At 59.7% G+C, this 12194-nt stretch carries 10 protein-coding genes and 3 pseudogenes; 5 read left to right on the top strand and 8 right to left on the bottom strand.

All coding sequences use genetic code 11. The annotated features are described in order from the left end of the window. Positions 1-84: 84 nt before the first annotated feature. Positions 85-871: pseudogene (locus AXW67_RS26295) on the top strand (transposase); the annotation flags it as partial. On the opposite strand, the gene AXW67_RS26290 reads toward AXW67_RS26295, so the two are convergent. Both AXW67_RS26290 and AXW67_RS26285 read right to left on the bottom strand, forming a co-directional pair. Further along, entirely contained in the window at positions 872-1186 is a 315-nt protein-coding gene (locus AXW67_RS26290) for a hypothetical protein (RefSeq protein WP_063680245.1), read from the bottom strand. Continuing rightward, on the bottom strand, positions 1183-2289 hold the full coding sequence (locus AXW67_RS26285; RefSeq protein ID WP_063680244.1) for an IS5 family transposase: 1107 nt from the start codon (positions 2287-2289) through the stop codon (positions 1183-1185). The genes AXW67_RS26290 and AXW67_RS26285 overlap by 4 nt, the downstream gene beginning before the upstream one ends. Before the next feature lie 79 nt (positions 2290-2368). Here AXW67_RS26285 and AXW67_RS26280 point away from each other — a divergent pair. The 4 genes and pseudogenes from AXW67_RS26280 to AXW67_RS42835 all read left to right on the top strand — a co-directional run. Next, positions 2369-2704: pseudogene (locus tag AXW67_RS26280) on the top strand (IS5/IS1182 family transposase); the annotation flags it as partial. Positions 2705-3126: 422 nt separating this feature from the next. Continuing rightward, a pseudogene (locus AXW67_RS44340) lies at positions 3127-3321 on the top strand (ISL3-like element ISAzs13 family transposase); the annotation flags it as partial. A gap of 665 nt (positions 3322-3986) precedes the next feature. Beyond that, positions 3987-5834, top strand: coding sequence for an NEL-type E3 ubiquitin ligase domain-containing protein (locus AXW67_RS26270; RefSeq protein WP_245315734.1), 1848 nt, complete (start codon positions 3987-3989; stop codon positions 5832-5834). A 78-nt stretch (positions 5835-5912) separates the two neighbouring features. Further along, on the top strand, positions 5913-6068 hold the full coding sequence (locus AXW67_RS42835) for a hypothetical protein (RefSeq protein WP_161491291.1): 156 nt from the start codon (positions 5913-5915) through the stop codon (positions 6066-6068). Positions 6069-6879: 811 nt separating this feature from the next. Here the strand turns inward: AXW67_RS42835 and AXW67_RS40910 are convergent. From AXW67_RS40910 to AXW67_RS26240, 6 genes are all read right to left on the bottom strand, one after another. Next, on the bottom strand, positions 6880-7725 hold the full coding sequence (locus tag AXW67_RS40910; RefSeq protein ID WP_063705258.1) for a hypothetical protein: 846 nt from the start codon (positions 7723-7725) through the stop codon (positions 6880-6882). A gap of 290 nt (positions 7726-8015) precedes the next feature. After that, positions 8016-8393 carry a tetratricopeptide repeat protein gene (locus AXW67_RS44335; protein ID WP_136624066.1) on the bottom strand — a complete coding sequence of 126 codons (378 nt, stop codon included), beginning with the start codon at positions 8391-8393 and terminating at the stop codon, positions 8016-8018. Between the two features lie 76 nt (positions 8394-8469). Next, positions 8470-8874 (bottom strand): tetratricopeptide repeat protein, encoded by a 405-nt coding sequence (locus tag AXW67_RS40900; RefSeq protein WP_245315732.1) that lies wholly within the window; start codon positions 8872-8874, stop codon positions 8470-8472. A gap of 222 nt (positions 8875-9096) precedes the next feature. Further along, positions 9097-11196 (bottom strand): type III secretion system export apparatus subunit SctV, encoded by a 2100-nt coding sequence (gene sctV, locus AXW67_RS26250; protein WP_063680239.1) that lies wholly within the window; start codon positions 11194-11196, stop codon positions 9097-9099. Beyond that, positions 11193-11681 carry a type III secretion apparatus assembly chaperone SctY gene (gene sctY / locus AXW67_RS26245; RefSeq protein ID WP_245315730.1) on the bottom strand — a complete coding sequence of 163 codons (489 nt, stop codon included), beginning with the start codon at positions 11679-11681 and terminating at the stop codon, positions 11193-11195. Before sctY ends, sctV begins: the two co-directional genes overlap by 4 nt. Then, a complete protein-coding gene (locus tag AXW67_RS26240; RefSeq protein ID WP_063680237.1) occupies positions 11633-12172 on the bottom strand; it encodes a hypothetical protein in 540 nt (179 codons plus the stop codon). The genes sctY and AXW67_RS26240 overlap by 49 nt, the downstream gene beginning before the upstream one ends. Between the last annotated feature and the right edge of the window lie 22 nt (positions 12173-12194).

Below are 12194 nucleotides of genomic sequence, written 5' to 3'. Positions count from 1 at the left end.
ATTGTGTTGAAAAAAAACTCGCCTCTTGAAGCTGCGGGAGGTCGCTGATTCACTTCGTCCGAGTGGGGCGGGAGATGTGAATCGATGATGGGTCCGCGGCAGGTCGACCAGGCGGCGCTGTTCTACGAGTTCTCGCTTGAGCGGCACGTTCCAGTCAGCCACCTGCTGAGGGCAATCGATCGGTTTGTCAATCTGTCGGACGTTCGGAGCCCCATGTGGCGCCATTTTACAGCTCCACCGGCCGGCCTTCGATTGATCCGGAACTGCTCGTCCGAATGCTGCTGGTCGGCTACTGCTACGGCATTCGCTCCGAGCGGCGGTTGTGCGAGGAGGTGCACCTGAACCTCGCCTACCGCTGGTTCTGTCGGCTCGGGCTAGACGGCGAGGTGCCGGACCACTCGACCTTCTCCAAGAACAGGCATGGCCGCTTCCGCGATTGCGATCTGCTACGCAAGCTCTTCGAGACTGTGGTCCAGCGGTGCATGGCAGAACGGCTGGTCGAGGGATCCGCCTTTGCGGTCGATGCCAGCCTGATTGCCGCCGATGCCAACAAGCCGCGCGCCGTCGCTGGATCTGACGACGTCGACTGGGAGGCCATCGCCAAGACGCGCCGTTCGTCCGGGAGTATCCGGACACGCTGGATCAGGCGGCTTGGGGCGCAGCGAGCGAGACGGTGCCGAAGTTCATCTCGAAGGCGGACCCGGCCGCGCAATGGACAGGCGCGCACAAGGGACATGCCTTCTTTGCCTACGCCAACAACTACCTGATTGAGCTGAAGGCAGCGATTATCGTCGATGTCGAGGCGACGCGGGCCATCCGGCAGACCGAGGTCGGCGCAACCCGTACGATGATCGAGCGCACGGAAGAGCGCTTAGCAGGCTGTTGAAGAAGTAGCCAATCGGCGGGCGATAAAGGGAATGTCGTCACCGCCTTCGAGGCATATCTCACCTTCAAGCGAGCCATCGGCGAGCTCTTCTGCCCAACCACGGCCTCTTGCGGGCTCCATCTCGTCTCTGCCGTCCCATATGAACTCGACGGCGTTACCTTCGCAACGGCCATATATTGCCCCCGTGAGGCAATCGAGGGCGAACTCGCCGCCTTCGGCTGCGAACAGGATGTAAGAGCCCGGCCCAGCCATGTCGTGATCGGGCGTTTCCACGACACGCCATTTGCCCCGTACGCTCATAGCTGCACCGCCAGCAGCTTAGGCAGACGGATCAGATTGTAGGCCGCGAGCGCCAACGTAAAGGCGGCGTCCACACGCTCGCGCCCCCGCAGCTTTACCTTGGCCAGACCGGCGGAACTCTTGATCCACCCGAACACCTCCTCAATCCGCTTGCGGCAGCGCTGGCTGACCTCGTAGCCGGCATGGCGGGTGGTGCGGGCATCGACTGCTGTCTTGCGCGGGATGCCGGTCTTGCTGAGGTGTCCGTCGATCGCGATGTGCGGCGTCACCGATCGTTCCCTCAAGTCGTGCACGAACTGCGTAACGTCATAGGCTTTGTCCGCGCCGAGCGTGATCCGCCGGCCTGTGGGATGGCGACTATCAATCAACGCCAGCGCCGCCTCTCGTTCGGCAGTGCCGGTGGCCTGGCTGACGATGCCGCCGACCGCCAGGCCATGGCGGTTCTCCATCAGAGCATGTCCCATGTAGCAGAGCTTGGCAGGCCGCCCGTCTCCTTTCTTGTACAGCCGGGCTTCCGGGGCGGTCGTGCTTTGGTGCGTCTCGTTTGAACGCTTCTCCTTGTGGAAGCTGCGCTCAGCGTTGCGCCCCGAACCCTCACTATCGTTGTCGCCTCCGTCCTTCTTGCGGAAGCTCTTGATCGAAGCCCACGCCTCGATCAGCGTGCCGTCCACCGAGAAGTGATCACTCGACAAAAGCCGCTTCACTTGCGGCTGAGCCAGCACCGCCGAGAGGAACTTAACGGCTATCTCACCCTCTAACAGCCGGTCGCGGTTCTTGGAGAAAGTCGAGTGGTCCCACACCGGATCGTCCACGCCCAAACCGACAAACCAGCGGAATAGCAGGTCGAACTCCAGCCGCTCCATCAATTGTCGTTCCGAGCGGATGCCGTAAAAGGCTTGCAGCAACATGGCCCGAAGCAGCCTCTCCGGTGCAATCGAGGGCCGGCCAAAGTCCGTGTAAAGTCCTGAAAATGCCTTCGATAGATCGCTCAGCGCAGCGTTTACGATCTCCCGGATCTTCCGCAAGGGGTGATCAGGGCGAACCCGCGCTTCAAGGTCCACGTAACTGAACAGCGATCCTGACCGCTCGTCCGATCCCCGCATCCCGGCCTCCCGATTCAACCATCGAGAGAATCACGTCCAACGCCATCTCGCCAGAGACTTCTTCAACAGCCTGTTAGAGCTCTGTCCCAAGCGCATTGTCGCTGATAGTGCCTATGGGTCGGCGGAGATGCTGGGCTGGCTGGTCGAGGAGCGGGCGATCGAGCCGCACATCCGGGTGTTCGACAAATCGGCCCGGACCGACGGCGCCTTCTCGCGCGGAGACTTTGCCTATGACCAGCAAAGCGACGTCTACATCTGCCCGGCTGGCAAGGTGCTGGCTTCCACCGGGGCCTTGGTGAACGACGGAGCGACACTGGCGTATCGGGCCAGCAAGTATGACTGCGACGCCTGCGAACTCAAGCCGCGGTGTTGTCCGAAGACGCCCTCCCGCAAGGTAACACGTTCAATCCATGAACATGAAGAGGAGTGGCAACACCGAAATTCGTCAGTTGTTTGGTTGCGGCCCGCTGCTTTTCAAATCCTCGGACGGGGTTGGAGGCTAGAGTTGCAAGATGTTGATATTGAACGGACTTAATCAACTTTAGCGAGAATCCCTCTCTCCGCCATAATGGAACGGCTTCGGGAAAGCCCCGTAAAATGAGGCCTTTCTGCACCCCAGGAGCTTCTGGTGTGGCCCCTGGGTGTAGCCCAGGGTAGCCCGCAATTTGCCACGGCATGGCTCTCTGTGGCAACACCCGTTCTCGTTGGGACCTTTCGCGGAACCTTGAGGCCCTGCGCCGCTCGCGGCGCAGCCACCGCCATTCACTCTATGCCGAAATTCTCGATTTGCGTGCCGCCGGTCTGTCGCCGCGCGGAGTCGCGCTGCGGATCGAGGATGCTTCGAGGAGCGAACTGGCCTCGCTTGCGCAAGGCATCGGCCGCGACATTGCAGCTGTCCGCGCAGCCACCACCCAACCCTGGAGCACCAGTCCCGTCGAGGGACAGATCACACGTCTCAAGACGATCAAGCGCCAGATGTATGGGCGTTCAGGATATGCACTACTCAAAAACAGGCTGCTGGCAGCCGCCTGACAATGCACAACGCGCTCGATGAAAAGCAAAAGGGACCTGCACCAAATATGCGGAAGAAGCCCTGTTTGTCGCTACATAGCTGATCGAATGGCATCGAATGCCCGTCAGCATGGGGACGTTGCGCAAGTGGATGAATGCGGCCCCATCGATGGGGGCCGTCGGCACACTGCGAATCGTTCTGCGGCTCGTCAGCTTATCGACAGCTAAGCCTCCTAGCGTGGGACGTACTTGTCCAGACTGCCAGATCCGGCTTGATCTGCGAAGGAGAGTGCGTTGGTTCCGTTCAAAAATATCAACCAATTGGACGAATCATACTTCGTGCGGATGTACTGAGATCGGCTGCATCTGACCGAGAGCGAATGGGGCAGCATGGCCATCAACCTGGAGAATCGCCGTTCCGGTGCCACTTCCTTCATTCGTGTCGGCGAAGGGGTATTATGAACACAGGACAGACTCAGCGAAGCGCTGGCATCACTTCCGAAGCTTCCGAACGAGGGCACCGGCAAGGTTGCCTGTGCGGTCTCACCCGGGCCGCAGCACAGTGGGTCGAAGCCTTGACCCAAGCGGCCGCCGGCCCTGCCTCGGCGCAACGCCGGCTCCTGGAGGGCTGGGCCGCCGAAGGGGGACAGGGCGAACAGGAGGATCGGCGAGAGGCAGTAAGCCGAATGAGAGCTTGGCAGGAGGCGGGTGATGTCGACGTGCCGCTGAATCTGGTATCCTTGTCCCTAACCACCTTGCCGGTCGGGCTGCCGCCAGAGCTGCAGGGGCTCGGCACCAGCCACAATCGGCTGAGCAGCTTGCCTATCGATCTCCCGACCGATCTCCGCTGGCTCGACGCCAGCAACAACGGGCTGACCAGCCTGCCCGACACTCTTCCGGCCGGCCTTCAGAATTTCAATGCCAGCGGCAATCGGCTAACCCGTCTGCCCGTCTTCCCGGCAAGGCTCCGGTGGCTTGACCTCAGTAACAATCAGCTGACCAGTCTGCCCGATACGCTCCCAGCAACTCTTCAGCAGCTCAACGCCAGCAACAACCAGCTGAGCAGCCTGCCCGAGATCCTCCCGGCCGGGCTCGAGCGGCTCAACGTTGGTAGGAACCAGCTCCCCAGTCTGCCCGATACCCTTCCAGCAACGCTTCAGCAGCTCGACGCAAGCGACAACCAGCTGAGCAGCCTGCCCGAGATCCTCCCGGCCGGGCTCGATCGGCTCAACGTTGGTAGGAACCAGCTCCCCAGTCTGCCCGATACCCTCCCAGCAACGCTTCAGCAGCTCGACGCCAGCGACAACCAGCTGGCCAGCCTGCCGGAGATCCTCCCGGCCGAGCTCGAGCGGCTCAACGTTGGCAGGAACCGTCTGGCTGGTCTACCCGAGACTCTCCCCGTAGGAGTGGAGGACCTCGACCTTGTCGGCAACCTGCTGACGAGCCTGCCCGAAACTTTGCTGACGCAGCTCGGCTCTGACTGCTGCGTTCATCTGGTAAATAATCCACTGTCGGAGCGAGTGCGGGCGAACCTGGCGACAATCTTGAATAGCCAGGGCTATGCCGGCCCGCAGGTCTTCTTCTCGATGAGCGACGGGACGACGCAAGGTCAAGCGCGGCCTCTGTGCGAGGCAGTCGCGGCTTGGCTACCTGACGAGCCGGAGGCAATAGCTGCCTGGCAGGCCTTCGCCCAAGAGCCGGGTGCGCAAGAATACGCCCGCTTCCTCGACAGGCTGTTGGACACGGTGAACTATGGCAATCGCAAGTTCCGCCAAGCGGTGGTAGACGATCTGCGGCAGGCGGCGACCAGGCCGGGATTGCGCGCCCAGTACTTCCAGTCGGCCGTCGGAGCGAGCGCGACCTGCCAGGATCGCATCACTTTGGCTTGGAACGGAATGCAGAACGCACGGCTGAACGCTGATGTCGTGGAGGGAGCCTACGACGCGCGGCTCGACAAGCTCCTCGAACAAGGTCGCGTCATGTTCCGTTTGGGCGAGCTGGAGAGGATCGCCCGCGACAAGGTCAACTCACTCCGGTTGGTCGACGAGATAGAAGTCTATCTCGCATATCAAGTCAAACTGCGCGACCGGCTGGACCTCAGGCACATCGCCCCGCACATGCGCTTCTACGGCGCGTCCTACGTCACCGAACACGACCTTGCCACCGCCGAGACCTCCGTGCGAAACAAGGAGGCGGTGGGGTTCGCCGACTATCTGGCAACGAGCTGGCAGCCCTGGGAGACGGTGCTGCGCCGCATCGCACCCGAAGCTCATGCAGAGATGCAGGATCGGCTCGTCGATGCGATGGATGATGAGTTCAAGAGTCGACTGACGGAACGGCTCGCCGATCATCACCTCGTCGGCGACGCCGACGCCGAACGGCTGCTCGGAGCCGAGATCCGCGACGAGATCGCCCGCGAGATCAAGGGCGCGCTGACACGTCAAGTGCTCGGAGACTACGGCCTCACGCTCCGGCCGGCAGCGTCTGCGCAGACCGCAAAAGTGGACGGGCCGGTCGGGGCAGGCGGATCGTAGCGGTGGGGCAGGCGGATCGTAGCGGTGAGGGCGTCTGCCCCTTACTGAAGCTCCTGCTCATCGGCGCAGCGCGCGCCGATGATGCTTGTCGACCGGGCGCGTGCTGGCGCGCGGACGGATGACGATGCTGGTGCGTTTGTGGAGATGATCCATAAACCTGAGGCAATTCGCGGCACCTGCGAGGGGGACGCCAAAGCCGAGATCATCAGCTATGTCAGCCAGCCTCGCACTTGAAGCATCGCTAGATGGGTGAGCCCTCTGTTTCTCTGCGGCGAGGCCAAGGTCATCGCTTGCTTGCAGCGGGGGCAGATTGGAATCGAGGGCTGTTGAGACATGTTGGCAGTGTCTTGCACACCTATGCCGATGCCGGACGAGGTGTGAGGTCGGCGACAATGATGAAGCTAATTCACTTCACGGCTCTGAGACGGACTCACCTTGAGCCCTTTCCGCTAGCCACTCAGCGAATTCCAGCACTTGTTTGCGTTCGGCCCATCGCGTAGGCGTAGAATCGCCCGTACGAACAATTGTCGTTCATAGTTGAAAGTCCTTGCTACGATCGGCCTCTCTAAAGCGCGATGAGATTAGGATGAATCGTCATCGCGCTTTAGGTTGTTGTTTGCGCATGATCTTTCCGGAAAACCGCTTCACACTTTTCCGGATCATGCTTTAGTCATTTCCGCACCCGAGGCGATAGCGCACACGGTAGGACCCACTATTCTCCTCCCGTTCGCGGAGATGTCAGCTAGCGTACCCTCAATATCACGACGACCGACGAAGGGGTGGGAAACACCGATCAACTTGATTGGCTCCCCGCCGAAACCTGCAACGGTGCAACGATTCCTTTTCTGTGCTGCCGGTCCCAGGGCCGCGCGAACTAGAGTTCCTGAGGACCGGGTTGTCAGTGGGTAGTAGTGTTCCCCTATGCTGACAACATCTGAACGCGGCTGCTGCCGGTCCGTGGATAGAGCCTCGGGTATGCGGAGCCTCTGCCAAGTCCGGTCGCGTCGACAGCATGAATTATTTCCTTGATGGCCCACCCAACACGCTACATGAAGTCATCGTCGTCCGAATCGGGCGGAGTAGTTGGTGTACGCTCGACATCATCGATATCGCTGCCTTCAGTGTCGTCGGCTTTGGACAGATACAGTGGAGGTTTGTTTGCTCGTTGCCATTCACCGTCACCGTTCTTCGTCCACTTGTCGGGGTGCTGGGTTGGGTCAAGCGCCATCGTCGAGTTAGTTACATCAACAAAACCCAACGCTGCTGCGCGGGCTTTTGCTTCTGGGTTCACGGGATTAGAGAGGATCAACGGTCGTTCGCCGTCGAGCCGAAGCTGATGTTCCAGGAGAATATCGCCTGCGTTATCTACAAGCGGATGAGTAACCCGAAAATCTATAGTGGATGTGGTTTCGGTCCGCCCGGGAAATTGGTTCCTCCACTGATCTCCTTCGAACACATCATTCATGCTGGATCCGCCTTCCGTGCGAAGCAGTCCAACGCTCTTGTTGCCTAGCTGATAGCTGAAATATCGCGCGTCTTTCGAATCGGAGTCCGTGCTGCCGTGGCGATAGGCAACGTATGCTGCGCGTTCGGCTTTCAACGATACAGCACGCGAGTACTGCTGCGGGTTCGCGGCGATATGCTCTATTTCGTCGCTATAAAAGTCCTTCACTTTTTCCTCGAATGAAGAACTTGAGATTTCCACCACGGGCGGATTGCGAGCGAGAGAATACGGTCGTGTTGCCGCCGAAGATGAACTAGCGTAGGAACTCGGCTCCGCCATGTGCATCCCAGCAAACGCGTCCGCAAACCTCTGGCTGTCCGCATCATCATCAACGTCGGAAATACTCGTAGGTTGGATGTTGGATGGGCCACTGATTCGGCTGTACATGGCGATGCGATCCTGTCGGCATGGTGTTTTCGCACTGTGAGTAGGCCTGTCAGGCCCTTCGGAGATTGTTATTCGGCCTGCCTGACGACAAGCTGACGGACGTCGCAAGCAGGTTTTAAGGCCTGCGCTATCGCGATCGCACCGACGCATGCGATTCGTCCGACACCGGCTCTGGGCTGGTGCTCCCGGGTTCGGCATTTCCGTCAAGGGCGACCGACAGGCTGACATTATGACGCAACGTGGAATTCCTGGGGTTCATGGCGAGAGCTGGCCGATATAGCACTTGCGCCTCATGATGACGCCCCTCGTTGTCGAAGAGAGCCCTTCGCGTTCAGCGCGCTCAGGTCACCAGGTACTGCAAGCGAGACGTCGTCGAGCAACTCAAGTGCCTCATCCGAGCGCTTGCGGGCCAGCAAGGCCTGAGCAAGAGCGATCACCGCGTCAAGGTTGCCCGGTTGTTGCTTCAACGCGGCACGCAAAGTCTCCTCGTCAACATCGCGACCGAGGGCATGCACAATGCGCTCGCTCATAGCAGGATCGATATCCTCGGCGCCCAATAACTCTGATGTTGGCGTCTTCCGCACTGAAGGTGCCGACTTTTCCCGGTCAGCGCATCCATCGAGCGGCAGAATGGCAAGAACAGCGAAGAGGGCTGCATACTGGCTCAATTGAGTCTGGACCCTCGCTGACGGCGAGCTGACGCGGCGGCGTTAAGCGCACCGCCTTTACGCGAAAGGGCCAGCGCTATCGCGATCGGGCCAACTGAGGCGCCTCATGTGACGCTGGTTGCGACCTGGCGCTAGCGGTGTCGGTCTTGCCGTCGAGCGCGAGCGACAGATTGAGGTTGTTACGCAACATCTGATTTTCTGGCTCTATGGCGAGCGCTTGCCGATATAGTGCTTGTGCTTCGTCATGACGCCCCTCGTTATCGAGGATAACGCCCTTGGCGTTCAACGCGCGCAAATCACCGGGGACTGCAAGCAGGACTTTGTCGAGTACCTCAAGCGCCTCATCCAGGCGCTTCTGAGCCAGCAGCGCCTGCGCAAGACTGATCGCAGCATCGACATTGCCAGGTTCTTGCTTCAGCGCGTCGCGCAGAGTCTCCTCGTCGACGTCTCGACCGACGGCGCGCGCAATGCGTTCGCGCATAGCTGGATCGACATCCCTGGCGCCGAGCAACTCTGGGGACGGCGACTGCTGTACTGAAGGAACTGACTTATCCCAGCCAGCGCAACCTCCGACCAGCAGAAGAATGGCCAGTATAGGCAGGAGAGCAGAGCGCGAAGCCGGACGAGGTGGATACAACCGTGGTGCCGCCGTTTTCTTAAGCGAATTCATTCCGTCCATCTCTCGATCGGCTGCTAAGCGCCGTTAGGCGGTTGCAGGAATGATGCTATGATGTTGCTTGGGCTGAGCGTTATCCTTCACGGCTGTGAGTTTGACGGATCCGACCGGCTGGATTGCAAAATCGGAGGCGAGATCCTGATAGGACAGAACAGCGAGATCGATCCTGTTCCGAGTGAGAAAGCCGCGTACGAAGCGCCGGACATCCATTGAACCGAGGATGACAGGCTGAGTCCGACCGGCAGCTATGCGCGAATGTATCTGACGCATTTGTGACAGGAGCATCTCGCTGTGCCGGTCCTCCAGAGCCAGATAGGGTCCGACGGCGGTATCGCGCACTGCGCTGCGCACGATATCTTCAGTTTCACGTTCGATGATAAAAGCGGGCACAACACGGTGCGCGTTAGCGTAGCGATGACAGATCTGTCGCCTGAGACCGGAGCGAACATATTCGGTCAGCAGAACAACGTTTTTCTCACGCTCGCTCCATTCGGCCAAGGCCTCCAGGACCAGGCGGGTGTTGCGGATCGGGATGCCCTCATCAAGTAGGCGGCGGAGCACATCGGCGATCCGGGGAATTGACGTCGTGCGCAGCACCTCCTTCACCAGATCGGCATATTCCTGCTCCATCCGGCCCAGCAATTGGCGCGTCTCCTGAATGCCTATCAAGCGCTGTGCATGGCGAGTCAATGCCGAATGGACGCACAAGGCGAGGAGTTCGCTCGCACGGTGATGTCCAATGCCGGCGGCCCTGAGGGCCGATGCATGGCTTTGTTCGATCCAGATCCGATTCGTGTCTCGGTCATGCCGAAATGGGATACCGCTCAATTCAAGGTTCGCCAGGTCGTCGGTGAGCGAGAGTTGCGTCGGGTCAACCGAACCTTGTTCGACCGGCACCCCCTCAACATCTACCCTGAATTGCGACTGAGGCAACTGCTGATCGACTTGGACAGGGATACGAGGAATGGTGATGCCAAGATCGGCGGATACCAGGTCCGATACGCGTGCGATCTGCTGTTGCAAATCCTCCTTGTCGATCGCCCGTGTCAGGCTCGGTGCAAGGAACAATGCGATCGGAAGTGCCTCCGCAGGCAGGGTTTGCTTGTGAGGCTGTGCTGGAGCCATAGCAGCCACATTGGCGCCTGCCTTGGCGCCTTGCACAGCATCTTTGACAAAACTCGCCGCGGTAAACACTGCAGCCAGGACGAGAAAGACGGGCAGAGGGAAGCCTGGGATGAGGCCCATTAAAACTAACACGCAGGCGGCCAGCCGTAACGCGCGCGTACTGGCCGTGAGCTGGTTAACGATGTCGGTACCTAGGTTGAGTCCAAAAGGCCCATTTACACGAGTAACAATGGTTGCGGCCGTTATAGATAGCAGCAGCGCCGGAATCTGCGAGATTAGCGCATCACCTATGGTCAGCAGCGTATATTGATGCAGGGCCTCATCCAGGGACATGCCCTTGGAGAGCAGGCCAATGGTGATCCCGCCTAGCATGTTGATGCAGATGACCACTAGCCCGGCGATGGCATCGCCCTTCACGAATTTCATGGCGCCGTCCATCGCGCCATAGAGTTGGCTTTCTCTCTCCAGTGCAGAGCGCCGGCTCCGGGCTTCGTTCTGAGTGATATGGCCGTTGCGCAGCTCCGCGTCGATCGCCATCTGCTTGCCCGGCAGAGCGTCGAGCGTGAAGCGCGCCGCCACCTCTGCGACCCGTTCGGCGCCCTTGGCGAGAACCATGAACTGCACCATGGTCACGATCAGAAATATGACGATGCCGACGGCAATATTTCCTGATATCACGAAATCGCCGAATGTGTGAATGATGCTGCCAGCATCCGCCTCAGCCAAAATCAGCCGGGTCGTTGCGATGGTCAGCGCCAGACGAAATACCGTCGAGATTAGGATGACGCCTGGTAGGGACGAAAAATCAAGCGGGGTGCTGAGATACAGGGCAACCATCAACAGCAAAACAGCAAAGCCCAGATTGAATCCGATCAGCGTGTCAATCGCCAGGATTGGGATCGGCACGATCATCATTCCGATCGCCAGAAGCAGCATCAACGCCACCATCAAATCCGGGTGGGCCGGCGTGCGCGCGATGAAATTACGCAAGGCGTTGGTCATGGTGCCCCTTCTTGTGGGACGGGGACTGTGCTGTCACGCAACGAAACATAACTTTGGAAAACCTCGCGCGCCTCGTCCATACGGTCGACCCGCCGCAGGGCGTGGCTGCGCAACAGAGTCAAGGGCAGGCGCGAAGCTGGCTGCGTATCAAGTGTGTCCAGTCTATCCAAAACCGCGATTGCTTCATCGCCGAGGCCCTCTGAGATGAGAGCATAGGCGAGAATGCGCAGTATGCCGACGTCTTGCGAATTGTCGTCGGTGACAAGCCGCAACAGAGAAAGACTTTGTGCGCTCTGCCCACACGCAAGATGAACATAGGAAAGTGCGCAGAGCAAATCGCGCTCCTGCTCGGAGATCAGCGAGATATCGCCGGATTTGGCAATAGCGGTAGGCTGGATAGGGTTAGAAAGCAGCGCTCCGTCGCAGACGACCATTGCTAGCCTTTGATCAAGCTGTTCCGATTCTGCCGCAGCTGGATCAGCCACCCAAGCTCCTGCTGCAGAACGACGATACCTTCACGCGCCACCGTCCCCTCAGTCGCAGCCGATAGCACGTCTGCCAAGCGTTCCAGAAGAACACCATGCTTCTCTGCACACAGCACCTCCGGGTGACGCAGGTGTGGCGTGACGAACGAGAGCAGGCCACGTGCGAGATTGTCTCCGTAAAGTGGTGAAGCCAGTTGCGCGCGGTCGATCTCATTGGTGCCGGCGCGCGTCTCGTTGAGACCGACGCGCGTGACTGCTTCGATTCGCGGAACCTCCGGCACGGCCTCGATCGCGGCGCCGTCGCGCAGATCCTGCGTGTGCGTGTCCCACCAGGTGGATGCCTTTGTCTTGCCGCCATTCGCATGAGCACCATCGACCTCCATGTTATTGACACGACGGACGGATGGCTCGATTGCTGGCACGCTGTCGTCGATATCGAACCTATGTAAAGAGGTGCCTGGCCCGACAGCATGTTGGGGCATTTTGGTCATGACGTTCTTCTCGCCTATCTTC

It is taken from the genome of Bradyrhizobium neotropicale, assembly GCF_001641695.1.
GTDB classification, from domain to species: Bacteria; Pseudomonadota; Alphaproteobacteria; order Rhizobiales; family Xanthobacteraceae; genus Bradyrhizobium; species Bradyrhizobium neotropicale.
Note: the sequence above shows the minus strand (reverse complement) of the source record. Positions and strands in the feature narration are given on the sequence as shown.